Raw genomic sequence first — 25,239 nt, forward strand, 5'->3', positions numbered from 1 at the left:
CGCTATGGCCGCCGGATGTGCCACCGTCCCTCCCCCGGAAAAAGCTGCAGCAGCCGCCACCCCGTCGAGCAGCGCCTCTTCCCCCTCACCCTCCACTGCCTCCACTGCCTCCGCAGCCCCAGGCACCCCGCTCACCGCGGACACAGTCGCCAGCAACAGCATCACGCCAACCGAGCAGACCGCGCTGCAGGACGACACCAAGGACATCACCCCGCAGTACGCCAACATCTGGCAGCGTATCCGCGCCGGGTTTTCCATTCCCGACATGGACGGCCCGCTGGTCGAGCAGGCGGCGCAGTGGTACGTCTCCCGTCCGGACTACGTCGCCCGCATGACCGAGCGTGCGCGCAAGTATCTCTACTACACCGTGCAGGAAGTGCAAAAGCGCGGCATGCCCACCGAGCTGGCGCTGCTGCCGTTCATCGAAAGCGCGTACAACCCCGATGCCAAATCCGTGGCGCATGCGGTGGGAATGTGGCAGTTCATTCCATCCACCGGCAAGCACTACAACCTCAAGCAGAACCTGTTCCAAGACGACCGGCGCAGCGTGCTGGCCTCGACCAACGCCGCGCTCGACTATCTGCAGAATCTCTACAACATGTTCGGCGACTGGCAGATCGCTCTGGCGGCCTACAACTGGGGCGAAGGCAGTGTGCAGCGCGCCATTGCCTACAACAAGGCGCACAACCTGCCAGTCGATTACCAGGACCTGCGCATGCCCAGTGAGACCCGCAGCTACTACCCCAAGCTGCAGGCGGTAAAGAACATCATCTCCGACCCGGCCAAATACGGCATCACCCTGCCGGACATCCCTGATCATCCGTACTTCAAGGCCGTGGTCATCACTCGCGACATCGATGTATCGCTCGCAGCCAAACTCGCGGGCATGACCACCGCCGAGTTCCGCTCGCTCAACCCGGCCTACACCAAGCCGGTCATCCTGGGCGCAACCAATCCGCGCATCCTGCTGCCCTACGACAATGCCACGCATTTCGCGCTAGCGCTGCAGGCGTACAACGGGCCGCTGTCCACCTGGACCGCTTACACGGTCAAGGCCACGACCTCGCCCGCACAACTGGCGCGTGAGCTCGATGTGAGCGAATCCATGCTGCGCGATACCAACGACATTCCGGCCCGCCAGCTGATCAAGGCCGGCTCCACCGTGCTCATTCCCAAGACCGACGAAGGCGGCAACAAGAACGTCAGCGTCGCGGTCGCGGAAAACGCGGTGCTCGCCCTCGCACCCGAGCCCCCGCCCGGCCGCCGTCTGGTGCTGCGCGTGGGCAAGTATGGCGACTCGGTCGAGCGCGTGGCGCGCCGCTATCACCTGAGCCCACTGCAGGTCGCGCAGTGGAACCACACATCCGAGCGTGGCGTATTCCGCAAGGGGCAGTTCGTCACCATTTACGTCACGCACACACCGCGCATTTTCGAGGCTGAACGCAAGGTACAGCGGCAGCCGGTGGTGGCCGAGCGCAAGGCGGCGCGGCATCTCGTCGCTGAGCGCAGACCGCAAGTCAAACGCCGGGAGATCGTGCGCCGCACGACCAAGGTGGCGCAGCGTCAGCGTGAAGACCGCAAGAACCTGCACTACCACGTGCAGACCCGCGACCGGCACCCGGTCTATCTGGCGCGGCAGTAGAACCTGACGCGCCGGTCGGGCGCGCCTGCTCGGCGTCAGATCGCGCCGCCCTGCCGCAGCGCAGCGATCTGCGCGGCGTCCAGCCCCAGTTCGGCCAGTACGTCCTCGGTATGCGCGCCCAGCTTCGGGCCAAGCCAGCGGGTTTCGCCCGGCGTGGCCGACAGCCGCGGCGCTGGCGCGGGCAGGTCGATCGGCCTGCCGTCTGCCAGGGCATGCCGCTCGATCATGCCGCGGGCCTGGAACTGCGGATCGGCCACGATGTCGGCAATGCTGTAGATGCGCGCTGCGGGCACCTCGGCAGCACGCATGGCCTGCACGATGGCCTCGGGCGCGTGCTGCGCGGCCCAGTCCTGGATGGCGGCATCGATGTCATCGACCCGCGCCATACGGCCCGGGTTGCGCGCCAGGTCAGGGTCGTCTGCCATGTCGGGCCGACCGATGGCGCGCATCAGCCGCTTGAAAATCGCATCGCCGTTGCCCGAAATCTGTACCCACTCGCCACCCTTGCTGCGGTACACATTCGACGGCGTGATGCCCGGTATGCTGGTGCCGGTGCGCTGGCGTACCGTGCCGTCGTAGCTGTATTCCATCAGGGTGCTCTCCATCATGTTGAACACGCTCTCGGTCAGCGCCACATCGACCAGCTGCCCCTGCCCGCCAGTCTTGCCGTTCCAACGTCCGCCAGTGGCATCGCGGTGACGCAGGGCGATCAATGCGCCCATCACCGCGTGCAGCGCGGCGATCGAGTCGCCAAGCGACAGGTTGGCCCGCATCGGCGGAAGGTCCGGGTCGCCGGTGACATAGCGCATTCCGCCCATTGCCTCGGCAATCGCGCCAAAACCCGGCTGCTGCGCCATCGGCCCGCTCTGGCCAAAACCGGAGATGCGCACCATCACCAGACTGGGGTTGACCGTGCGCAGATCGTCCCAGCCCAGACCGAGTTTTTCCAGTGCGCCTGGGCGCATGTTTTCCACCACCACATCGACGCGCTCTGCCAGTCGAAGCGCTAGCGCGCGGCCTTCGGGGTGCTTGAGATCAAGGGTGATGCAGCGCTTGTTGCGCGCCTGCGCCGCCCACCACAGCGACTCGCCCTGGTGCAATTTTCGCCAGCTGCGCAGAGGATCGCCCCCGGGGTCGTCACCGCGCGCGGGCGGTTCGATCTTGATCACATCGGCGCCGAACTCGGCCAGCAGCCGTGTGGCAAACGGGCCAGCAATCAAGCTGCCGAGTTCGAGCACCCGCAGGCCGTCCAGCGCACCGCGCGGGGCGCAGCAGGTCTTCTCATCCATAAAACGGCGCAAACAGCAAGGCAATATTGACCAACAGGGCAAGCGACCACACCAGCGATCGCAAAGAGGCCTTGTCGTTCAGATAGCACCAGAGGTAAACCGCGCGTAGCACCAGCCAGGCGACGAGCAAGCCATTGACCAGCGGCAACGGTGCCTTGAGAAACAGCGCAAACAGCGCGGCGGCGAACAAGAAGGGCAGCGCCTCGAAGCTGTTGGCCTGCGCCGCGTTGGCCCGGCGGCGGCGCGGATCGGTCTGCCGCTCCAGCCACAGCCGGGGTTCGTGGTTGTCGTAGCGGTTTTCAGCGGCGCGGAAGGTCCCGGATTTGGCAAAGCCTGCGGCCACGATGGGCAGTTGCGAAGCGATCAAGAGCAAGACGGCGGTCAGTAGCATGGCGGTATCCAGGTTGGGGCAACACTGAACAAGTCCGCTGCGCGCTGTGCATCCAGGCCGCATCGCAAGGACTGATTCAGTGTCGCCTTAAACGCAGCGCACAGGATACAAACAAACACACGTGCCCGACGGACTCGCCCTGGCCAAGCAACATGCCGCTAACCCCGCACACTCCCTTCCCGCCGGCCGGAAGGGAACTTGCGGCTTTGGCCGTTCGTTATCCTGCGTAATCCGCAGCGGCCGTGGCATCAGCGTCGTTCGATGCGCCAATCAGGCGAATCACCACGGTGGCCACGATCGCCACGACAAAGTTCAGCAGCAAAGCATATAGCCCGATGTAGGCCGGAATCACCATGCCGGCTAGATGCAGCGCGTAGCCCGAGGTCTTGAATCCGTTGAGTGAGGCCGCCCAGATGCCCCAGACCAGACCCACCGCCCAGCCCAGCAACAGCGCCTTGGCGTCGAACCAGCGGGTGTAGATGCCAGAGACGATGGCCGGCAGGGTCTGCAGAATCAGAATGCCGCCGAGCAGCTGCAGTTGGATCGCATAGGTCAACGGCAGGAATACGATGAACAGCAGCGCACCAAACTTGACGATCAGCGACACCAGCTTGGCCATGTCGGTTTCCTTGGAGTGCGAGCACCCGGGGTTGATGTAAGCCTTGTAGATGTTGCGGGTGAACAGATTGGCTGCCGCGATCGACATGATCGCCGCCGGCACCAGCGCACCGATGGCCACCGCAGCAAAGCCGATGCCGACGAACCAACTCGGGAAGTAATGCAGCAGCAGCCCAGGCATCGCGAACTGCGGGCCGTATTGCTTGAAGTACGGCGCCAGATCGGGCATCTTGGCAATGCCCGAGGCATACGCCATGTAACCCAGCAGGGCGATCAACCCGAGCATGAACGAGTACGCCGGCAATAGCACCCAGTTACGGCGTAGAGTGTTCGGCCCCTTGGCCGAAAGCACCGCGGTGGTGGCATGCGGGTAGAGCATCAGCGCCAGCGCCGAACCGAACGCCAGTGTGGGGTAGAACGACTGCAACCCCAGATTGCCGTCCTTCACCGGCGGCAGCAGCAGGTGCTCCTTCGGAATCGCGGCAAAGATGTTGCCAAAGCCGCCGAGCTTGTACGGCACGACGATGATCAGCGCAATCACCGTGATGTACACCAGCAGGTCTTTGACCACCGCAATCGACGCGGGAGCGCGTAGGCCGCTGGTGTAGGTGAACGCCGCAAGTATGACAAAGGCGATGATCAGCGGCAGATCCCCCATCAATCCCTGCGTGGAAAAGCCCAGCCCGCCGATCACCACCTGGATGCCCACAAGTTGCAGAGCGATGTAGGGCATGGTGGCGACGATTCCGGTCACCGCGATGGCCAGCGCCAACGCGGGGCTGCCGTAGCGTCCGGCGACGAAATCCGACGCAGTCACATAGTTGTGCTTTTTCGCCACGACCCACAGCCGCGGCAGGATGGCAAACACCATCGGATAGACCAGCACGGTATACGGCAACGCAAAAAAGCCCAGCGCCCCGGCGCCGAAAACCAGCGCAGGCACCGCGACAAAGGTGTACGCGGTGTAGAGGTCGCCGCCGATCAGGAACCAGGTGATCCAGGTGCCGAAGCGGCGCCCGCCCAGTCCCCACTCATGCAGATGATTCAGATCGCCCTTTCGCCAATGCGCAGAGGCAAAACCCAGCACCGCGATGCCGATGAACAGCGCGACAAAAACGACGGTTGCAACAATGTTCATGGCCTCAGTCTCCGCTTCCGGCCGGAACGACCATTTTGTAGACGATGGCGATGAACACCCCAGACAGCGGCACCCACACGAGCTGCCACCAGTAAAAAAACGGGATGCCAAACAGACTTGGCTCCAGGGTGTTATAGAAGGGCACGGCGAGCACAGCAATGCAGGGAATCGCCAGCAGAATGATCTGCAACGGGCCGAGTTTCTTGGGTAGGGACATGGGAACGGTCTCCAGATTGGGGCAGCGCGTTCATGGCGGCTGCCTCGATTTTGTGCATCGGTTGACTTGTCCGCTGCACGAACTGTCACAGGTTAGTTCACGGGTTTACAAACGCGTGTTTCTCTCTGCGACAGATGCAACCGAATGAAAATGAACGACCGTTCGTACGGGTTTATCCTGAGTCGGCGCAAAATTCGCGGCGACCGGCCCGCAGTCGCAGGCAGCCAGTTCAGCCAGCGTTGTCGGACTCGATTCCCCAGCGGCGCAGTGCGGAGTCGTCGGATTCGCGGGCGTCGACCCAGCGACCGCCGTCCGGCGTGCTCTCCTTCTTCCAAAACGGGGCCTGCGTCTTGAGGTAATCCATCAGAAATTCGCAGGCGGCAAAGGCCGCGCTGCGGTGCGCGCTGGCCACGGCAACGAGCACGATGTCGTCGCCGGGCAGCAGCCGGCCTACGCGATGGATGACGGTCACGCCAAGCAGTGGCCAGCGCGACTGCGCCTGCTCGACCATGCTGGCGATCGCGCGCTCGGTCATCCCGGGGTAGTGCTCGAGCTCCATCGCCTGCACGAAGCCGGGTGGACATTCGCCCGGATGATGATCGCGGCAGACACCGACGAAGCTGGCAATCGCGCCGACATCGCCTCGCCCGGCACGCAGCCGCTGCACCTCGGCCGCGAGGTCGAACGGATCGGTCTGGATGCGGATATTCACCGCCCCCATGCGCTCACCCTCCGGTCACCGGTGGAAAGAACGCGACTTCGCAGCCAGGCGTCAGCGCAGTCTGCGCATCGCACATCACTTGGTTGCAAGCCACCCGCAGCGGCTTGTCAGCGGCAAGCGCCTGTGCATGCGGCGCGTCGAGTGCGCGCAGCCAGTCGTGCAACGCGCCGACGGTCTGCACCGTCTGCGGCGGTTCGACCACCTCGTGCGCGACGCCGATGCGCTCGCGCACGCTGGCAAAGTAACGCACCTGCACTTGCATGGCTCAGCCCGAGAGAAGCGAACAAAACGGCAGGTAGCGAACGACGTCGCCGCGCGCGATCGGCTGCTGCGCCGGGTTGTCGACCAAACCGTCGGCCCAGACGGTCGAGGTCAGCACCGCCGCATTCTGCGACGGGAACAGCTCGGCTTCGCCCGCGGCATTGAGCCGCACCCGCAAAAACTCACGCCGCTTGTCGGGCCGCGGCCAGTCGAACGCGGCGCGCACCGGCAGCGCCACCGGCGCGGTCTGCGCCGCACCTTGTATCGCCAGCAGGAAGGGTCGCACGAACAACAAAAAGGTGACGAAGCTCGAAACCGGATTGCCCGGCAGGCCGATGAATGCCGCCATACCGTCGCCGCTGCGGCGCACATGGCCGAAGGCCAGCGGCTTGCCCGGCTTGATCGCGATCTGCCACAGATCGAGCGCCCCCTCGGCCTGCACTGCGGGCTTGACATGATCTTCCTCGCCGACCGACATGCCGCCGGTGGAGACGATCAGGTCATGTCCCTCTGCGGCCTGGCGCATGACTGCACGCGTGGCGTCAAGCCGATCAGGAACGATGCCGAAGTCGCTGACCTCACAGCCCGCGGCCTGCAGCAAGGCCTGAATGACAAAGCGGTTAGAGTTGTAGATCGCCCCGGGCCGCAGCGGTTCACCCGGCATCGCCAGTTCATCACCGGTGAACAGCACCGCCACCCGCGGCCTGCGTCGCACCGTCACCTGCGCGACACCGACCGAGGCGGCCAGCCCCAGATCCTGCGGCCGCAGCCGCTGCCCCGCGGCGAGCACGATGCTGCCGGCCTGCACATCAAGCCCGCGCCGGCGCACCCAGTCGCCGCAGCTCGGCACGATGTCGATCCGCACCGCATGCTCTTGCGCGGTGCATTGCTCCTGCGGCACGACCGCATCCGCCCCGGACGGAATCAAGCCGCCGGTAAAAATCCGGGCCGCGGTGCCGGGCTGCAGCGGCTGCGGCACGCTGCCCGCTGGGATACGCTGGCTGACCGGCAGGCGCGTCCCGGCCGACGGCACATCGGCGCAGCGCAGCGCGTAGCCGTCCATCGCGGTGTTGTCCGCCGGCGGCACATCGATCGCCGAGCACACGTCCGCGGCGAGCACACGGCCGAGCGCGGCAGCCAGCGACAGAGTCTGCACATCCGGCAGGACGGACGCGGCGGCATGCAGCCGTTCGAGCGCGACATCGGCATCGAGCAGAGGAGATGCAGGCTTGTTCATCACGGATACCCAAAGAGGGTTGCATTGTCCAACAACCAGCCGGCCACCGCCTGCGGTGCGTTGATGTCGAGGACGACAGCGGGAGCTGGCGGCGGCAGTTGCACTGCAGAGTCGGTCGCGACCGCGCAGATCAGCGGATCGTCCGGGTAGCACACCGGCCGTCCGGTGCTCGCGCGCCAAACCTCGATCTTGCGCAGCGGCGCGTATTTGAAGCCCTCGACGAGCACCCAGTCGGCACTGGCGTCGAGCATCGCCAGCAGTTCATGCACGTCGGGCGTGCGCGGCGGCACCAATCGCCTTTGCAGCGCAATCATCGTATCCGACGCGGCGAGCACCTCATACGCCCCCGCCTGCCGGTGCCGCCAGGTGTCCTTGCCCGGATGGTCGATGTCGAAGCGGTGATGCGCGTGCTTGAGCACCGACACGCGCAATCCTTCGCGCACCAAATGCTGGACCAGCGTTTCGACCAGCGTGGTCTTGCCACTGCCCGAGTACCCGGCAAAGCCAACGACGCGCATTCAGCCCAGCGCGGCAGCGCCGCAATGCGTGGCGATATAGGTTTTGACCGCATCGACGTCGACCGGCATGACGACGAAGCGCTGCGGGCGTTTTTCCAGGTCGTCCAGCCCAGCCGGTCGCGGCGGCGCGATGCCGACCGCCTCGACGATGGTCTGCGCGAATTTGGCGGGCTGCGCGGTCTCGAGCACGAGCATCGGCACTCCGGGCTCGACGTGCTCGCGCGCGACCTTGACGCCGTCGGCGGTGTGCGTGTCGATCAGCACGCCGCTGCCTTCCCAGACGCTGCGGATGGTCTGCAGCCGGTATGCGTGCGCGCTGCACCCGGAGGCAAAGCCGTAAACGCTGCCCACCTGGGCGAACGCCGGGTCAGACGACAGATCGAACATGCCGCGCTGCGGCAAGTCCCCGGCGAACAGCTTGCGCACACGCGACGCATCACGGCCGAGCAGGTCGAAGACGAAACGCTCGAAGTTCGACGCCTTGGAAATGTCCATCGAGGGACTGGAGGTGTGTTGCGTTTCGGTCGATTTTCGCGGACGGTAGACACCGGTGCGGAAAAACTCGTCGAGCACGTCGTTTTCGTTGGTCGCAAGCACCAGCTTGCGGATTGGCAGGCCCATCATCCGCGCCACATGTCCGGCACAGATGTTGCCGAAATTGCCCGATGGCACGGTGAAGCTCACCTGCTCGTCGTTGCTGCGCGTGGCGGCGAAGTAGCCGGCGAAGTAGTAGACGATCTGCGCGGCCAGCCGCGCCCAGTTGATCGAGTTGACCGTGCCGATCTGCCAGCGGCGTTTGAAGTCCAGATCGTTCGACACCGCCTTGACTAGATCCTGGCAGTCGTCAAACACACCCTGCACCGCGATGTTGTGGATGTTCGGGTCGGCAAGCGAATACATCTGCGCCGTTTGGAACACGCTCATCTTGCCGAACGGCGAGAGCATGAACACGCGGATGCCGCGCTTGCCGCGCATCGCATACTCGGCGGCACTGCCCGTGTCTCCCGAGGTGGCGCCGAGAATGTTGAGCTCAGCCCCCTGTCGCGCCAGCGCGTACTCGAACAAGTGGCCGAGCAGCTGCATCGCCATGTCCTTGAAAGCCAACGTCGGCCCCTCGGACAGGCCAAGCAGCGCCATGCCAGGGTCACCGCGCAGCGGCTTGAGCGGCACGATCTCGGCGTGCCCGCCAAAGGTCTCGGCAGTGTAGGTCTTGCGCACGATCGCGCGCAAATCGTCCTCGGGAATATCGGTCGCAAACAGCGACAATACCTCGAACGCCAGCTCCGCATATGTCAGACCGCGCCAGCGGGCGAGTTGCGCCGCGCCGACGCGCGGATACGCCTCGGGCAGGTAGAGCCCGCCGTCGGGTGCCAGCCCTTCGAGCAGGATGTCGGAAAAACCGCGCAAGGCGGGCTCGCCGCGGGTGCTCAGGTAGCGCATGTCAGCGTAGCTCCTCTTTGCGGATGCGCACGATCGGCGCGCCGACGCTCTCTAGCGCCTGCATCCGCGCGATCGCAGCGTTCATCCGCTGCTCTAGCGTGTCGTGGGTGAGGATGATGAGGTCGGTCTGATGCTCGCCCTCGCCGGCCTCGCGCTGGATCAGCGCACCAATCGAGATCCCCTCGTCGGCGAGGATACGTGCCAGGTCGGCGAGCACGCCAGCGCGGTCGGCCACGCGCAGCCGCAGGTAGTAAGCAGTCACCACCTGCTCCATCGGCAGGATCGTCTCGTCGCGCATCGCCTCGGGCTGAAACGCCAGATGCGGCACGTGGTGCTCTGGGTCGGCGGTGTGCAGTCGGGTGACATCGACCAGATCGGCAATCACGGCCGAGGCGGTCGGCTCGGCGCCAGCGCCCTTGCCGTAGTAGAGCGTCGGCCCGACCGCATCGCCGTGGACGACGACCGCGTTCATCGCGCCCTCGACATTGGCAATCAGCCGGGTCGCCGGGATCAGCGTCGGGTGCACGCGCAACTCGATGCCTTGCGGCGTGCGCTTGGTGATGCCAAGCAGCTTGACGCGGTAGCCGAGCTGCCCGGCGTAGGCGATGTCGGCCAGCTGCAGCGCGCTGATGCCTTCGACATAGGCCTTGGCGAACTGCACCGGCACGCCGAACGCCAGCGAGCACAGCAGGGTGATCTTGTGCGCCGCATCGATGCCTTCGATGTCGAGCGTTGGATCGGCCTCTGCATAGCCGAGTGCCTGCGCCTTCGCCAGTGCGCCCGCAAAGTCCAGGCCCTTATCGCGCATTTCCGACAGGATGAAATTGGTCGTGCCGTTGATGATGCCGGCGATCCACTCGATGTGGTTGCCCGCCAGCCCCTCGCGCACCGCCTTGATGATCGGCACACCGCCGGCCACCGCCGCCTCGAACGCGACCATCACGCCACGCTCCTGCGCCGCAGCGAACAGTTCGTTGCCGTGCCAAGCAAGCAGCGCCTTGTTCGCGGTGACGACATGCTTGCCGGCGTCGATGGCGGCGCGCACCAGTCGCTGCGCCGGGTCGAGCCCGCCGATCAGCTCGACGACGATGTCGATGTCGGGGCGCCGCACGACCGCATCGAAATCGGTCGTGATCGGCAGCGCGGTGCCGAGCGCGGCGCGCGCCTTGTCAGGATTGCGCGCGGCGACGACGGCAACCTCGATCCCACGTCCGGCGCGCCGCTTGATTTCGTCCTGGTTGCGCGAGAGCACCTTGACCACACCGCCAGCCACAGTGCCGGCGCCCAGCAGGGCAATACGTAGAGGTTTCATCGGGTTGTGCAGAAGGTCAGACGGCAGACGCGCGGGTGCGCTTTCGAGCCTGATCGAGAAAACGGGCGATGCGACCGATGGCATCGGTCAAATCGTCGACATTTGGCAGGAACACCAGGCGGAAATGGTCGGGCTGTGGCCAATTGAACCCGGTGCCCTGCACGATCAACACCTTTTCCTGCGCCAGCAGGTCATAGGCGAACTGCTGATCGTCGCTGATCGGGTAAACCTTCGGATCGAGCCGCGGGAACATGTACAGCGTGGCCTTGGGCTTGACCACCTCGAGCCCCGGGATTTGCGACAGCAGACCGTACGCCAGATCGCGCTGCTTTGACAGCCTGCCGTCCGGCGCGACCAGATCCTTAATGCTCTGGTAGCCGCCCAGCGCCGTCTGGATTGCCAACTGCCCGGGCGTATTGGCGCACAGCCGCATCGACGCCAGCATGGTCAAGCCTTCGATGTAGTCGCGCGCGCGCCGCTTGTCGCCGGAAACCACCATCCAGCCCGAGCGATAGCCGCAGGAGCGGTAGTTTTTCGACAAACCGTTGAAGGTGACGAACAGCACGTCATCGGCAAGCGAGGCGATGCTCGTGTGCGTGTTGCCGTCGTAGAGCATCTTGTCGTAGATCTCATCGGCAAACACGATCAGATCGTGCTCGCGCGCCACTTCCACGATATCTTCGAGCAGCTCGCGCGGGTAAAGCGCACCGGTCGGGTTGTTCGGGTTGATGACCACGATCGCGCGGGTATTGGTCGTGATCTTGCGGCGGATGTCGGCGATGTCCGGGTACCAGTCCGCCTGCTCGTCGCAGATGTAGTGCACCGGCGTGCCGCCGGACAGCGCCACCGAGGCGGTGTAGAGCGGATAGTCGGGCGCCGGGATCAGCACCTCGTCGCCATCGTTCAGCAGCGCGTTCATCGCCATGTTGATCAGCTCGGACGCGCCGTTGCCGAGGAACACATCGTCGATCGTCACTCCGGAGATGCCTTTTTCCTGCGTGTAGTGCACGATCGCCTTGCGCGGCGCAAAAAGCCCCTTGGAATCGGTGTAACCGGCCGCGCCCGGCAGGTTGTGGATCATGTCCTGCACGATCTCCTCGGGCGGCTCCAGGCCGAACGGCGCGAGGTTGCCGATGTTGAGCTTGATGATGCGATGACCGTCCTCCTCCATCTGCCGGGCCTTCTCGAGCACCGGCCCGCGGATGTCGTAACAGACATCGGCCAATTTGTCGGATTTGCGAAATTCGCGCACAAGCACCTCACTCGATCGACTTCACCACGCGCTCTCACTGGCGCAGCGCATGCACTGCCCAGACCCCGTAACCGCTGCTGTCTCCGCTCCGGCCCGAGCTGGAGCGAACCCTATAATTTACCTCGTTCTGCTGATTCGCCTTTTGCATCGCCCCGGATTGCGCGGTGCATGGCGCGACAGGGCAACCGGCAAGTCCCTCCTCAGCCGCCATGAAGCTCCAGCCCGATTTCTCCCCTGACACACAGATGGTCTCGGCCTACGGGCCGGGTTATGTCGAGGTCAACGGCGTGCGGCAGACCACGGCCTGCATGTTCGCCCCACAGCTGGCGCCGCGCCCGTGGGACGTTGCCGATATCGACGCGCTGCAGCCCGCCCACATCGACATGCTGCTGACAGAGCCGCTGCCAGAACTGGTGCTCATCGGTACCGGCGCGCGCCAGCACATGCTCGCCCCCGCGCTGATGCGCCAGCTCATTGCGCGGCGCATCGGCTGGGAAGTCATGGACACGGCCGCGGCCTGTCGCACCTACAACATCCTAGCCGGCGAAGGGCGTCGGGTTCTGGTTGCGCTGATCGTCGAATGAGGCCGGATTTTGCGCCGCAAGATAAAATAACGCTTTTCGTCCGACCGTTTGCTCCCGCGACCATCCGGATCCCTCACCCAGCGGCGGGCGAAACGCAGAAGCAGCCCAGCAGGAGACTTCATGGCTTTGGTCTTGAATAAAGTGGTTCCCGATTTCGAAGCCGCCGCCACCAGTGGCGTGCAATTCAGCCCGAAAAACTATCTGGGCAAAAAAATTGTTCTCTACTTCTACCCCAAAGACATGACACCCGGTTGCACCACCGAGTCGATGCACTTTCGCGATCACTACGCCGCGTTCGAGCAGGCCAATGCCGTCATTTTCGGCATTTCGCGCGACAACCTCCAGTCGCACGAACGGTTCAAGGCCCACCTCGAACTGCCCTTCGACCTGATCGCCGACACGGAAGAAAAACTCTGCCACATGTTCGGCGTGGTCAAGAACAAGATCATGTACGGCAAGAAGGTCAAGGGCATCGAGCGCAGCACCTTCGTCATCGATACTGAAGGTGTGCTCCGCCAGGAATGGCGCGGCGTTAAGGTACCCGGGCATGTGGACGAAGTGCTCGAGGTCGTGCAAAAACTCTGAACCAATCCAGCACGGCACTGCGTCTTGAACATTCGTTCCCACAGCACGCCACGCGTTCACGCAGCCCAAACGCCACATCCCAATTGGCTCGACAGCGCACCAACGCTGTCCGCCCAAGACGATATGCCCCAGATCGCCGCCACACTGTTTCCGGACAGTCGGCGGCGTTTTGTTGTGCACGCCGCGCGTGCGGCGGCCCTCCTCCAACTCCACTGATCCGACCGTCTGCTCATGCCTCTGCCTCCTCCACCAAAGTCGATGGGCAGCCTGCCCGCAAAGACCGCGAAGGCCACCCCGGTCGCAGCCCGCACACGGAGTTCCGGGCGCAGCCACGCTGCAGCCGAACCCAAGACGGCATCCACCGGCCCGCTGCCCACTGCGGCCGCGCTGCCGCCCGACAGACCCCAGGCCAAGACGCTGGCCGACGCTGCTGCCTCGCGCCTGGCGGATGCTAAGCCTGCAGCGGCACGCCACACCGTCGCCCGTACCGAGCCGACCAAGCTGTTCGTGCTCGACACCAATGTGCTGCTGCACGACCCGATGTCACTCTACCGCTTCGAGGAGCACGACATCTACCTGCCGATGGTCACCCTGGAGGAACTCGACAGTCACAAGAAAGGGCTGTCGGAAGTGGCGCGCAACGGCCGCCAGGTCAGTCGGGAACTCGACGCGCTGGTGGCCGACACCGGCAGCGGCATCGACCAGGGCATTGCGCTGAACCGCACCGGCCACACCGAAGCCAGAGGCCGCCTGTTCTTCCAGACCCGCGCGCACGACGTGGAATTGCCCATCGCCTTGCCGCAGGGCAAGGCGGACAACCAGATTCTGGCTGTGCTGCAGGACCTCACCCGCATCCACACCGACCGGCCGGTGGTGTTGGTGTCCAAGGACATCAATATGCGGGTCAAGGCCCGCGCTCTGGGGCTGCATGCCGAGGATTACGCCAACGACAAGACGCTTGACGATGTCGACCTGCTCTACACCGGCATGATGGCGCTGCCGCTGGATTTCTGGGAGCGGCAGGCCAAATTGGTGGAGAGCTGGCAGCAAGGCGGGCAGACCTACTACCGCGTACAGGGCAAGTTCGTCCGCCAGATGCTGGTCAACCAGGCGGTGTACTGGGAAAACGGCAGCGCCCCACCGCTGTATGCGCGGGTCAAGGAAATCCGCGGCAACACCGCGGTGCTGCAGGTCATGCGCGACCACACCCACCAGAAAAACGCGGTCTGGGGCGTGACCGCGCGCAACCGCGAGCAGAATTTCGCGCTCAACCTGCTGATGGATCCGGAGGTCGACTTTGTCACCCTGGCCGGACAGGCAGGTACCGGCAAAACGCTGCTGGCACTGGCTGCCGGCCTGTCACAGGTACTCGATGCGCGGCGCTACAACGAGATCATCGTCACCCGCGTTACCGTGCCGGTGGGTGAGGACATCGGCTACTTGCCGGGCACAGAGGAGGAGAAGATGGGCCCGTGGATGGGAGCGCTCGACGACAACCTCGAAGTGCTCAACCAGAGCGAAGGCGGCAATCCCGGTGGCGAATGGGGCCGCGCGGCCACGCAGGAACTCATCCGCTCGAAGATCAAGATCAAGAGTCTGAACTTCATGCGCGGGCGCACCTTCCTGAACAAATACGTCATCATCGACGAGGCACAGAACCTCACGCCCAAGCAGATGAAAACACTGATCACCCGCGCCGGGCCAGGTACCAAGCTGGTGTGCATGGGCAATATCGCGCAGATCGACACCCCGTATCTGACAGAAGGGAGCTCCGGCATGACCTATGTCGTCGACCGCTTCAAGGGCTGGGCGCACAGCGGCCATGTCACCCTCGCCCGCGGCGAGCGCAGCCGACTGGCCGACTACGCCAGCGAGGTGCTGTGAGCAACTGCCGGGTTGTTCGCCTCAGAAATCACGCATCAAGTTCTCGAAGCGGGTCAACGGCTTGAGGAAGGCCAAGTGCACCGTGCCGATCGGGCCGTTGCGCTGCTTGCCGATGATGATTTCAGCAACCCCGGCGTCCTTGGAGTCCTTGTTGTAGACCTCGTCGCGGTAGATGAACAGAATCACATCGGCATCCTGCTCGATCGCGCCAGACTCGCGTAGATCGCTCATCACGGGGCGCTTGTCGGTCCGTTTTTCCAGATCGCGGTTGAGCTGTGACAGCGCGATCACCGGGCAGTGCAGCTCCTTGGCTAGCGCCTTGAGCGAACGCGAGATTTCCGAGATCTCGGTGGCGCGGTTTTCGCCGTCGCGCGACGAGGACATGAGCTGCAGATAATCGACCACGATCAGCCCTAACCGTCCGCCGAACTGCCGCGCCAGGCGCCGCGCGCGGGCGCGCAGCTCCAGCGGGTTGAGCGCCGGGGTTTCGTCGATGTGCATGTGCACGTCCTGCAGGCGCTCAATGGTTTCGGGCAGGCGCGTCCATTCATCCTCGGAGAGTTGGCCGGTACGCAGATGGCTCTGGTCGATCCGCCCCATCGAGCCAACCACCCGCAGCACCAGCTGCGAGGCGCTCATCTCCATGCTGAACACGGCCACGGGCAGCTGCTCGTTGATCGCCACATGCTCGGCGATGTTGAGCGAAAACGCGGTCTTGCCCATTGACGGCCGGCCCGCGACGATGACCAGATCGCCGGGCTGTAACCCGGCCGTCATGCGGTCGAGGTCGGTAAAGCCGGTGGGCACGCCAGTGGTGTCGGTGCCTCCGCGCTCGGCCAGTTCGGTCACGCGCTTGAGTAAATCGCCCAGCAGACCCTTCATCGACTGGAAGCCCGACGCCGACTTGGCGCCCTCCTCCGAAATCGCAAAGATGCGCGACTCGGCCTCGTCGAGGATTTGCTGCACGCTTCGGCCTTGCGGATTGAGTGCGTTTTGTGCGATATCGTCGCTAATGGTCACCAACTGGCGCAGCACGGCGCGCTCGCGCACGATTTCCGCATAGCGCCGGATGTTGGCCGCGCTGGGCACGCACTGCGCGAGCGAGTTCAGGTAAGGCAGGCCGCCGCATTCCTCGTGCTTGCCGATGGACTGCAACGCCTCGAGCACCGTGATCACATCGGCCGGCTTGTTCAGATTGATCAGGTCGGCGATCGCCTGAAAGATTGCCCGGTGCTCATAGCGGTAAAACTGCCCGGCCACCAGCAGATCGGCGACCTTGTCGAAGGCCTGGTTATCGAGCAGCAGACCGCCCAGCACCGACTGTTCCGCCTCGATCGAATGTGGCGGCGTGCGAATGGCGTCGAGGGCTTGGTCTTGCATGGCAGGCGGGGGCGGCACGGGAAAGATCGCTGGCTGATGGGGATGGCATTGTGCCGCACGCTGGCAGGAAGGCGCAGACGACGAGGGCCGCATCAGCGGCCCTCGTCAGCAGCGTATGCAGCAAAGGAGATTACATGGCCTCGGGCTTGACCTGCAGGGTGATCTCGCAGACCACATCGGTGTGCAGGGTCACGGAGACCGGATGCTCACCGATAGTCTTCACATGGCCAGCCGGAAAGCGCACCTGTGACTTGGTCACCGCAAAACCCTGCTTGTTCAGCACCTCGGCCACATCACTGTGGGTGACAGAGCCGAACAGGCGACCATCGACACCGGCTTTTTGCACCAGGGTGATCACCAGCCCGGACAGCCGCTCGCCGGCGGCCTGTGCCTGCGCCAGCTTTTCCGCTGCCTGCTTTTCCATCTCGGCGCGACGCGCCTCGAACTCGGCCATGGCTTGCGCAGTGGCGCGGCGGGCCATTTTTTTCGGAATCAGGTAGTTGCGGGCGTAGCCGTCCTTGACCTTGACCACGTCGCCCAGGTTGCCGACGTTCTGGACTTTTTCGAGAAGAATGATTTGCATGATGTCGTCCCCGGTTTAGCCCTTGTGCAGGTCGGTGTAGGGCAGCAGCGCCAGAAAGCGCGCACGCTTGATAGCGGTGTTGAGCTGGCGCTGGTAGTGCGCACTGGTGCCGGTCAGACGGGCAGGAATGATGCGGGCGTTTTCCGCGATCAGGTCCTTGAGCACATCGACATCTTTGTAGTCGATGCGCTCGACATTCGCCACGGTGAAGCGGCAAAAGCGCTTGCGCTTGAACAGCGAGGATTGCTGGTTGCGACGGGCGCGCTTGGGATCGTTTTTCTTGTCAAACTTGCGTGGTGGTGCCATGGTGAACCTCAAAGAATTGTGTGACGTGCAGTTTCATCTGACGCGAACCGCGCCGTGTTGCACGCAAAAAACCGTTGACGCGCAAGAGGGCTCCGGGGCCGATCTGCTGCAGTTCGCGCGCAATCTGTCCGAACCCGACGCAGCTGATCTGAAGCTGCACCTCGCAAGGCACGCCGGCCTCGCTCTGGGTCGATTGGTGATGCAACACGAAATCCAGCGCTTCGATACCGGCCGGGGTGTAGCGCAGCGCACCACGCTCGGCCAGAGTGCCCTGGAGATCGAGCCGGTTGATCAGACAGTCTGCTCCTGTTGCGCCTTGCGCGCCTCTTCGCGCTCGACATGCTTCATCATGACGGACGGCGCGGTCTCGGCCTTGTCCATTTTCACGATCAGGCTGCGCAGCACGGCGTCGTTGAACTTAAAGCTGTGCTCGAGTTCGCGCAGGGTTTCCAGATCGCACTCGATGTTCATGCAGGCGTAATGCGCCTTGGCCAGCTTCTGGATGGGATAGGCCAGCTGACGCCGGCCCCAATCTTCGACCCGGTGCACCTGACCTGCCTTAGCGGTAACCACGCCCTTGTAGCGCTCGATCATCGCGGGCACCTGCTCGCTTTGATCCGGGTGGAAAATCAACACGATTTCGTAGTGACGCATGCAAACTCCTTTGCTGCGGCAACGCGCCCTGCTGCCCTCAGGCACTCGGCACGCGCTGTCCTTGTGGATAAAAGCCGCCCGGGGCAGCCAGAGCGTCCGTTCTGGCAACTTTGATCGGTGCGGCAAGGAACCAAGCATTATATACAGGCCAGGTACAGGGGGCTATGTTTTGGCCAGTTGCTGCCAGGTGGCAATCACCGTGTCCGGATTGAGAGAGATCGACGAGATTCCCTGCTCCATTAGCCACTTGGCCAGATCGGGATGATCCGAAGGACCCTGGCCGCAAATACCGACGTACTTGCCTTCGGCGCGGCAGGCGGCAATGGCCTGCGCCAGTAGCACCTTGACCGCCGGGTCGCGCTCATCGAAGGCCTGCGCCACCAGACCGGAATCGCGGTCCAGCCCCAGCGTGAGCTGGGTCAGGTCATTGGAGCCGATCGAAAAGCCGTCGAAATATTGCAGGAAGTCCTTGGCCAGCACCGCATTGGATGGCACCTCGCACATCATGATCACCCGCAGGCCGTTTTCCCCGCGGGCGAGTCCATGCCGCGCCAGCAAGTCGACCACCCGCTTGGCCTCGCCGAGCGTGCGCACGAAAGGCACCATGATCTCGACATTGTCCAGCCCCATCTGCTCGCGCACACGCTTGAGCGCCAGGCACTCCATCTCGAAGCTCTGCGCGAATTCGGGTGAGACATAGCGCGACGCCCCACGGAAGCCGAGCATGGGGTTTTCCTCGTCGGGCTCATAGCGCGAACCGCCGATGAGCTTTTTGTATTCGTTGGACTTGAAGTCCGACAGCCGCACGATCACCGGCTTGGGGTAGAACGCCGCCGCGATCGTGGCGATACCCTCGGCAAGCTTGTCCACGTAGAACGCCCGCGGGCTGACATGGCCGCGCGCCACGCTCTCGACCGCTTTTTTCAGATCGGCGTCGATATTGGGATATTCGAGCACCGCGCGCGGATGCACGCCGATGTTGTTGTTGATGATGAACTCCAGCCGCGCCAGACCGACCCCTTGGTTGGGGATCTGCGAAAAATCGAAGGCCAGCGTGGGATTGCCCACATTCATCATGATCTTGGTCGGCACCTCGGGCATGGTGCCGCGCTGCACCTCGGTGACCTCGGTGTCGAGCAAGCCGTCATAGATGTGTCCGGTATCGCCCTCGGCGCAGGACACGGTCACCAGCATGTCGTCCTTGAGCACCTCGGTGGCGTTGCCGCAGCCGACCACGGCCGGAATGCCGAGCTCGCGGGCAATGATCGCCGCGTGGCAGGTGCGCCCGCCGCGGTTGGTGACGATGGCCGCGGCTTTTTTCATTACCGGCTCCCAGTTCGGATCGGTCATGTCGGTGACCAGCACGTCGCCGGGCTTGACCCGGTCCATTTCCGTCAAAGAATGCACCACGCGCACCGGCCCGGCGCCGATTTTCTGGCCGATGGCGCGCCCGCTGACCAGCACGCTGCTCTTGCCCTTGAGCACGAAACGCTGCTCGGTGCGTTTGTGTTCGTGCGATTTGACCGTCTCGGGGCGGGCTTGCAGGATGTAGAGATGGCCGTCCACCCCATCCTTGCCCCATTCGATGTCCATCGGCCGTTGGTAGTGCGCCTCAATGGTCAAGGCATAGCGCGCCAGTTCCTGCGCTTCGGCATCGGTCAGACAGTAGCGGTTGCGCAGCTCGGCCGGGGTGTCCACGGTCTGCACCAGATGCGGCGAGCCGGGGGGGGCGAACTCCATGCGGATAAGCTTGGAGCCGAGATTGCGCCGGATCACCGCATCTTTACCCGCTTTGAGCGTGGGCTTGAAGACATAGAACTCATCGGGATTGACCGCACCCTGCACCACGGTTTCGCCCAGTCCGTAGGACGCGGTGATGAACACCACGTCGGGAAAACCCGATTCGGTGTCTAGGGTGAACATCACGCCGGAGACCGCCTTGTCGCTGCGCACCATGCGCTGCACGCCGGCAGACAGCGCCACCTCGCTGTGCATGAAGCCCTTGTGCACGCGGTAAGAGATTGCGCGGTCGTTGTAGAGCGAGGCAAACACATGCTTGATCTTGTCGAGCACCGCATCGATGCCGCTGACATTGAGGTAGGTCTCCTGCTGTCCGGCAAACGAGGCGTCGGGCAGATCTTCGGCCGTGGCGGACGATCGCACCGCAAACGAGGCGTCCGGATTATCTGCAGTGAGTTCGGCGTAGGCTTGACGCACCGCCTGCTCCAGATCGGCGGGCAGCGGGGTGTCGAGCACCCACTGCCGGATCTGTGCCCCGGTGTGCTCCAGCGCGCGCACATCGTCCGCATCTAGCGCCTGCAGTGCGGCCTGGATGCGCTGATCAAGTCCTCCGGCACGCAGGAATTCGCGAAACGCTTGAGCCGTGGTGGCAAAGCCGCCGGGAACGCGCACACCGCTGCCGGAGAGCTGGGAGATCATTTCTCCGAGCGAAGCGTTCTTGCCGCCGACCTGATCGATATCCGTCATACGCACGTCTTGCAGCCGCAAGACCAGCGCGTTTGCGCGATGGGCGGTATGTTGTTGAGTCATGATTGAAGTCCCAAGTGGAATGAAAAACCGGTCGCGGTGCGAAATGTGGCGAAAATGACATGGTTCGTTCGTGTAGTTGTGCCCATCCTCACGGGGCGCACCGACAATGCAGACCATTCTAGGTACCCAACCCTGACTCATGCCTAACCGCTCGGTTTTTTTCGTCTCGGACGGCACCGGCATCGCCGCCGAGACCTTTGGCAACTCGGTGCTGGCGCAGTTCGATGTGCAGCCGCACCGCGTCCGCCTGCCTTTTGTCGACACCGTGGAGAAGGCGATGCGCGCGGTCGAGCGCATCAACGAGGCCGAACGCCTCGAAGGCAAGCCGCCGATCGTATTCGTGACTCTGGTGCACCCGGAGGTGCTGGACATCATCCATGGCGCGCGCGCGCTGGTGCTCGATCTGTTCAACAGCTTCGTGCAGCCGCTCGAAGTCGCCTTCGGTGTCAAGTCCAATCACCGCATCGGCCGGTTTTCCGATGCTGCGTACAGCCCGCAGTACCACAACCGGATCGACGCGATCAATTTTTCGCTGATGCACGATGACGGCCAGTCCACCCGCAATCTGGCCGAGGCCGAGGTCATTCTGGTGGGCGTGTCGCGCTGCGGCAAGACGCCCACCTCGCTCTATCTTGCAATGCAGCATGGCGTGCGCGCAGCGAACTATCCGCTGATTCCGGATGATTTCGAGCGCATGCGCCTGCCGGATGCACTGACCAATCTGCGACACAAGCTGTTCGGGCTGTCGATCAGCCCGGAGCGGCTGAGCGAAATCCGCACCGAGCGGCGTCCCAACAGCCGGTATGCGGCGCTGGACAACTGCCGCTACGAAGTCGCCGAGGCGGAAAAACTCATGCGCCGCGAAGGCATCCGCTGGCTGTCGTCGACGCACAAATCGATCGAGGAGATCGCCACCACCATCCTGCAGCAGATCCGCCCGGATCGGCTCGAATACTGAAAGGCAACAAGCGATGCGCGAAGACGACAAGAACGCCTACCTCCTGGGGTTCGCCTCCACCCAGCAGAAAATTCCCGAACGTGAGGAAGCCCTGCCGATCGACCCGGACCGCGCCGATCACCCGCTGATCGGATTGATGGTCGACGCCGGCACCGATCTTTCGGGCACGATGGCCGCCGATCGGCGGGTGCGCATCCTGCCGCTGACCATCCAGTGGCCCGGACGAACTCTGCTGGACAAGGGCACCACCGAGGTGCGCACCCTCGCCCGGCAGCTCAGTCACGAGCGCATCCGCAGCGCCGAGGTCGGCGCGCCGTCGGTCGAAGCGTTGAGCTACCGCATGCACCCGCACCTGGCGCTGAACTTCGACCACCTGCTAGTGCTTGCCACGCATCCGGCGCTGGTGCAGGCCAGTCGCAGCGTGGAGCAGATGGTGCAGCAGCATCAGGAGGAAATCACCCTGATGCGTCGCGAGCGGCATCTGCGGCCCGACTACACCGTGCACGTGGTCGACACGCGTTCGCTGCTCAGCGGCCCCGCGCTGTTGGTGCGCCTGCTTCTGCATGCGCCCGAGTTGATCGCTGGCGACCTGCCCGGACTGGCACGCCTGGCCGGAAACCTGGCCGAAAAGACAGAGGTCTGGCTGGCACCCGGTCACCCCGGGGACGTGGCGCTGACCCTGGGACGGCTGGAACACCGCGATCTCGCTCCCTGGGTGCAGGCCTGCAGTGCGCGTCTGACGCAGATCATGCACCGCTATCCGGTGCTCAGTTGCACTGCGGGGCGGTTCGCACTCGAGTCACGATCCAGCAAGTGGAAATCTGCCGCTGCGCAGGTGATCGACGCCGCGGCGGTTGCGATCCGATCAGGCCAGCTGCGCGATCCGATGGTGCAGATCAGCTACGACGGCAGCATCCGCGAACTGCGCGACTGGCCGCAGATGCAGGCGCTAAAAAAACTGGCGGCCGCGCATCAGGTCAAGCTGCATGTCACCCATATGAGCCTAGGCGGGCGGGTGTGGGCCTCGGCGCAGTCGCTGTCGCTGGCGTTCATCCGCAAGTAGCCGACTGCCCGCCGCGTCGGCGGATTCTTGGCAAGGGCCGCCTCCCTTGCAAGCGCCGGGCCGCCGGCGCACCAGCACTGCTGCGCGATCAGGCCCTACGAAGTGGCTAGCCTGAACTGCGCCTGACGCACGCCTTCGTACAGGCAGATCGCAGCAGACGCCGCGACATTGAGCGACTCGATTCCATCGGCCTGTGGAATGCGCACCAGCGCTGTGCACTTGGCCACCAGCGCATCCGAAATGCCCTGCCCTTCGTTGCCGAAAATCCAGGTGACCGGCTGCTGCAGATCGAGCTCATACAGCACGGTGTCGGCCTGCAAGTGTGTGGCGTAGATCGGGCGCGGCACGATGTTGAGCACCTGCTCCCACGGGGCGTCCTCGAACACCGGGATGACGAAGTGCGCGCCCATCGCCGCGCGCAGCACCTTGGGCGACCACACCCCCGCGCAGCCACGCAACAAATAGACCGCACCACAGCCGGCCGCCGCCGCGGTGCGCAGCATGGTGCCGACATTGCCGGCATCCTGCACCCGGTCGAGGACCAGCGCCGTCCCCGGCCGTGGCTTGCTGGTCTTGGGGCGGGCGATGAGCATGCCCACGGGTGGCCCGTTCTCCACCGTGGTGATCCAGTTGAATAGCGCCTGGTGCAGCACCACGGTCTGCGTGGTGCCCACGCGCTCGACCAGCGCGGCGATCTCCGGGTCGAGCAGCCCGGTGTCGGTGGTGATCAGCGGTTCGGCGGCATGGCCTGCGGCCAGCGCTGCCTCGACCAGATGCACGCCCTCGAGCCAGACCAGCCCGTGCTTGCGCACCGCACCCGGCTCGGTGGACAGGTTGCGCAGCGTCTTGATCAGCGTGTTTTCAGCCGAGGTAATGCGCTTCACGGCAGACATCCTTCAACGGGTCGACGCAAGTAGGCGCCGGATCGGAGCAAAGCTGCGACGATGCGCCGCACAGGGCCCCAGTGTAAGCAAAGCTGCACGGTGCGCCGCGGTGCCGTAGCCGCTGTGACGTTCGAATCCGTATCCCGGATACTGCCGGGCCAGATCGGCCATCAGCTGGTCGCGGTATACCTTGGCGATGATTGACGCCGCACTGATCGCCGGATGTGCCGCGTCCCCGCCCACAATGGCACGACAGGGCATCGGGACGGTCGGCGTGCGGTTGCCATCGACCAGCAGTAGGTCGACCGGGCAAGGCAGATCGGCCACCGCGCGCTGCATCGCCAGCAGCGTGGCCTGCAGAATGTTGAGCCGGTCGATTTCCTCGACACTGCTCTGGCCGATGCTCCATCCCAGACTCTGCGTCCGGATCTGCGCTGCGAGTTCTTCGCGGCAGCGGGCACTCAGGGTCTTGGAGTCGGCCAGTCCTGCGATGGGCCGGGCCCGGTCGAGCACCACCGCAGCAGCCACCACCGGCCCGGCCCACGGGCCGCGACCCACTTCGTCGCAGCCGGCGATCCGCCACTGGCCCGCTGCGGCGAACGGGGCGAACACAGCAGCCGGGATCATGCTGCAGCCATGTCGAGAATGGCCTGCGCCGCCAGCGCTGCGGTGTCGCGCCGCAAGCTCAGGTGCATGTCGATGAACCGTGCCTCCAGGCGCTGCTGCACGGCGGTGTCGAGCAGGCCGGTCGCAGCCTGCGCCAGTGCCTCGGCGGTGCAGGCATGCTGCAGCAGTTCGGGCACCAGCCGTGTGCCAGCCAGGATGTTGGGCAGGCCCACATCGGGCAGGTAATTGCGCCCGGACATCATGCGCCACGACAGCGCGGACATACGGTAACCGATCACCATGGGCCGCTTAAACAGGGCGCATTCCAGCGTAGCGGTGCCGCTGGCGACGATGGCCAAATTGCACGCGGCCATCACGGTGTGCGACTGCCCGTCGACCAAATGCAGCGGCAGCCGGGGATAGTCCACAGCGGCTTGCTGCACCAGCGGCTTCAGCCCAGGGTGCGCCACGGGCACGACCACGGACGACACCAAGCCGCGCTGCACCAGTGCAGCGGCTGCGCCGAGAAACGAAGCGATCAGATGCTGCACTTCGGCACGGCGGCTGCCCGGCAGCACCGCCAGCACCATGTCTTCCGGCGCAAGGCGCAGCGCGGCGCGTGCCGCATTGCGGTCGGGCGCGAGCGGAATGACCTCGGCCAGCGGGTGGCCGATATAGGTGGCCTGTACCCCGGTTCCTGCGTAAATCGCCGGCTCGAACGGGAAGATGCATAGCATGTGGTCGACCGCCTGCCGGATCAGGTCGATGCGCTCACGCCGCCACGCCCAGATCGAAGGACTCACCAGGTGCACAACCGGAATCCCCGCCTGCCGCAGGCGACGTTCGAGTTGCAGATTGAAGTCCGGCGCGTCCACGCCGACGAACGCCGCGGGCCTCTGCCGCAGCAGACGCTGCCGCAGTCGGCGCCGCATCAGCAGCAGCTCGGGCAGGCGCCCAAGCACGTCGGCGTAGCCGTTGACCGCCAGCCGTTCGCTCGGCCACCAGGCGTCGAACCCCTCGGTCTGCATCTGCGGCCCGCCGATGCCCAGCGTCTGCAGCCCCGGCGCACGCGCCTGCAGCGCGCGCAGCACATGCGCGGCCAGCAAATCGCCGGATGCTTCTCCGGCGACGAAGGCCAGCGTGCGGGGCGGCATCGCGGTTCAGTC

At 64.5% G+C, this 25,239-nt stretch carries 26 protein-coding genes; 6 read left to right on the top strand and 20 right to left on the bottom strand.

The window, feature by feature from the left end; genetic code table 11:
• Positions 1-4 precede the first annotated feature (4 nt).
• On the top strand, positions 5-1,642 hold the full coding sequence (locus tag ACZ47F_RS13000) for a transglycosylase SLT domain-containing protein (protein WP_464925106.1): 1,638 nt from the start codon (positions 5-7) through the stop codon (positions 1,640-1,642).
• Positions 1,643-1,677: 35 nt separating this feature from the next.
• Here the strand turns inward: ACZ47F_RS13000 and ACZ47F_RS13005 are convergent, their stop codons facing one another.
• The 11 genes from ACZ47F_RS13005 to ACZ47F_RS13055 form a co-directional block, all read right to left on the bottom strand.
• A complete protein-coding gene (locus tag ACZ47F_RS13005; RefSeq protein WP_464925107.1) occupies positions 1,678-2,931 on the bottom strand; it encodes a CaiB/BaiF CoA transferase family protein in 1,254 nt (417 codons plus the stop codon).
• Complete coding sequence (locus ACZ47F_RS13010; RefSeq protein WP_464925108.1) at positions 2,924-3,322, bottom strand: MAPEG family protein; 399 nt, start codon at positions 3,320-3,322, stop codon at positions 2,924-2,926. Before ACZ47F_RS13010 ends, ACZ47F_RS13005 begins: the two co-directional genes overlap by 8 nt.
• Positions 3,323-3,539: 217 nt before the next feature.
• Positions 3,540-5,078, bottom strand: coding sequence for a monocarboxylate uptake permease MctP (gene mctP, locus ACZ47F_RS13015; RefSeq protein ID WP_464925109.1), 1,539 nt, complete (start codon positions 5,076-5,078; stop codon positions 3,540-3,542).
• Positions 5,079-5,082: 4 nt separating this feature from the next.
• Complete coding sequence (locus ACZ47F_RS13020) at positions 5,083-5,295, bottom strand: DUF3311 domain-containing protein (protein WP_464925110.1); 213 nt, start codon at positions 5,293-5,295, stop codon at positions 5,083-5,085.
• Between the two features lie 229 nt (positions 5,296-5,524).
• A complete protein-coding gene (gene moaE, locus ACZ47F_RS13025) occupies positions 5,525-6,016 on the bottom strand; it encodes a molybdopterin synthase catalytic subunit MoaE (protein WP_464925111.1) in 492 nt (163 codons plus the stop codon).
• Positions 6,017-6,020: 4 nt separating this feature from the next.
• Entirely contained in the window at positions 6,021-6,278 is a 258-nt protein-coding gene (moaD, locus tag ACZ47F_RS13030) for a molybdopterin converting factor subunit 1 (protein WP_464925112.1), read from the bottom strand.
• 3 nt (positions 6,279-6,281) lie between these two features.
• On the bottom strand, positions 6,282-7,514 hold the full coding sequence (locus ACZ47F_RS13035; protein ID WP_464925113.1) for a molybdopterin molybdotransferase MoeA: 1,233 nt from the start codon (positions 7,512-7,514) through the stop codon (positions 6,282-6,284).
• The gene (gene mobB / locus ACZ47F_RS13040) at positions 7,514-8,032 is read right to left on the bottom strand and encodes a molybdopterin-guanine dinucleotide biosynthesis protein B (protein WP_464925114.1); all 519 of its coding nucleotides are present in this window, start codon (positions 8,030-8,032) and stop codon (positions 7,514-7,516) included. Before mobB ends, ACZ47F_RS13035 begins: the two co-directional genes overlap by 1 nt.
• Complete coding sequence (gene thrC, locus ACZ47F_RS13045) at positions 8,033-9,472, bottom strand: threonine synthase (protein ID WP_464925115.1); 1,440 nt, start codon at positions 9,470-9,472, stop codon at positions 8,033-8,035.
• Between the two features lies 1 nt (position 9,473).
• Positions 9,474-10,784 (bottom strand): homoserine dehydrogenase, encoded by a 1,311-nt coding sequence (locus ACZ47F_RS13050; protein WP_464925116.1) that lies wholly within the window; start codon positions 10,782-10,784, stop codon positions 9,474-9,476.
• Positions 10,785-10,800: 16 nt separating this feature from the next.
• Positions 10,801-12,036 (bottom strand): pyridoxal phosphate-dependent aminotransferase, encoded by a 1,236-nt coding sequence (locus ACZ47F_RS13055; RefSeq protein WP_464925117.1) that lies wholly within the window; start codon positions 12,034-12,036, stop codon positions 10,801-10,803.
• A gap of 209 nt (positions 12,037-12,245) precedes the next feature.
• Between ACZ47F_RS13055 and ACZ47F_RS13060 the strand changes: the two genes are divergently transcribed.
• The 3 genes from ACZ47F_RS13060 (at position 12,246) to ACZ47F_RS13070 (ending at position 15,089) form a co-directional block, all read left to right on the top strand.
• Positions 12,246-12,620 (top strand): Mth938-like domain-containing protein, encoded by a 375-nt coding sequence (locus ACZ47F_RS13060; RefSeq protein ID WP_464925118.1) that lies wholly within the window; start codon positions 12,246-12,248, stop codon positions 12,618-12,620.
• A gap of 120 nt (positions 12,621-12,740) precedes the next feature.
• On the top strand, positions 12,741-13,205 hold the full coding sequence (locus ACZ47F_RS13065) for a peroxiredoxin (protein WP_464925119.1): 465 nt from the start codon (positions 12,741-12,743) through the stop codon (positions 13,203-13,205).
• A 231-nt stretch (positions 13,206-13,436) separates the two neighbouring features.
• On the top strand, positions 13,437-15,089 hold the full coding sequence (locus tag ACZ47F_RS13070) for a PhoH family protein (RefSeq protein ID WP_464925120.1): 1,653 nt from the start codon (positions 13,437-13,439) through the stop codon (positions 15,087-15,089).
• Positions 15,090-15,110: 21 nt separating this feature from the next.
• Here the strand turns inward: ACZ47F_RS13070 and dnaB are convergent, their stop codons facing one another.
• From dnaB to ppsA, 6 genes are all read right to left on the bottom strand, one after another.
• A complete protein-coding gene (gene dnaB / locus ACZ47F_RS13075; RefSeq protein ID WP_464925121.1) occupies positions 15,111-16,469 on the bottom strand; it encodes a replicative DNA helicase in 1,359 nt (452 codons plus the stop codon).
• Between the two features lie 130 nt (positions 16,470-16,599).
• Complete coding sequence (gene rplI, locus ACZ47F_RS13080; protein WP_464925122.1) at positions 16,600-17,052, bottom strand: 50S ribosomal protein L9; 453 nt, start codon at positions 17,050-17,052, stop codon at positions 16,600-16,602.
• Positions 17,053-17,067: 15 nt separating this feature from the next.
• Positions 17,068-17,358, bottom strand: coding sequence for a 30S ribosomal protein S18 (gene rpsR, locus ACZ47F_RS13085; RefSeq protein ID WP_464925123.1), 291 nt, complete (start codon positions 17,356-17,358; stop codon positions 17,068-17,070).
• Entirely contained in the window at positions 17,336-17,653 is a 318-nt protein-coding gene (gene priB, locus ACZ47F_RS13090; RefSeq protein WP_464926645.1) for a primosomal replication protein N, read from the bottom strand. Before priB ends, rpsR begins: the two co-directional genes overlap by 23 nt.
• The gene (gene rpsF / locus ACZ47F_RS13095) at positions 17,650-18,012 is read right to left on the bottom strand and encodes a 30S ribosomal protein S6 (RefSeq protein ID WP_464925124.1); all 363 of its coding nucleotides are present in this window, start codon (positions 18,010-18,012) and stop codon (positions 17,650-17,652) included. The genes priB and rpsF overlap by 4 nt, the downstream gene beginning before the upstream one ends.
• Positions 18,013-18,174: 162 nt before the next feature.
• Positions 18,175-20,562 (bottom strand): phosphoenolpyruvate synthase, encoded by a 2,388-nt coding sequence (gene ppsA / locus ACZ47F_RS13100; RefSeq protein ID WP_464925125.1) that lies wholly within the window; start codon positions 20,560-20,562, stop codon positions 18,175-18,177.
• Between the two features lie 139 nt (positions 20,563-20,701).
• Between ppsA and ppsR the strand changes: the two genes are divergently transcribed.
• A complete protein-coding gene (ppsR, locus tag ACZ47F_RS13105; RefSeq protein ID WP_464925126.1) occupies positions 20,702-21,520 on the top strand; it encodes a posphoenolpyruvate synthetase regulatory kinase/phosphorylase PpsR in 819 nt (272 codons plus the stop codon).
• A 13-nt stretch (positions 21,521-21,533) separates the two neighbouring features.
• Positions 21,534-22,583 carry a DegV family protein gene (locus ACZ47F_RS13110; protein WP_464925127.1) on the top strand — a complete coding sequence of 350 codons (1,050 nt, stop codon included), beginning with the start codon at positions 21,534-21,536 and terminating at the stop codon, positions 22,581-22,583.
• A gap of 95 nt (positions 22,584-22,678) precedes the next feature.
• On the opposite strand, the gene ACZ47F_RS13115 is transcribed toward ACZ47F_RS13110, so the two are convergent.
• The 3 genes from ACZ47F_RS13115 to lpxB are packed head-to-tail and all read right to left on the bottom strand — an operon-like array spanning position 22,679 to position 25,227.
• Positions 22,679-23,467, bottom strand: coding sequence for a TrmH family RNA methyltransferase (locus ACZ47F_RS13115; RefSeq protein WP_464925128.1), 789 nt, complete (start codon positions 23,465-23,467; stop codon positions 22,679-22,681).
• 12 nt (positions 23,468-23,479) lie between these two features.
• Positions 23,480-24,094 (bottom strand): ribonuclease HII, encoded by a 615-nt coding sequence (gene rnhB, locus ACZ47F_RS13120; RefSeq protein WP_464925129.1) that lies wholly within the window; start codon positions 24,092-24,094, stop codon positions 23,480-23,482.
• Positions 24,091-25,227 (bottom strand): lipid-A-disaccharide synthase, encoded by a 1,137-nt coding sequence (lpxB, locus tag ACZ47F_RS13125; RefSeq protein WP_464925130.1) that lies wholly within the window; start codon positions 25,225-25,227, stop codon positions 24,091-24,093. Before lpxB ends, rnhB begins: the two co-directional genes overlap by 4 nt.
• Positions 25,228-25,239: the final 12 nt, after the last annotated feature.

The sequence above is a fragment of the Thiomonas islandica genome (assembly GCF_055383445.1).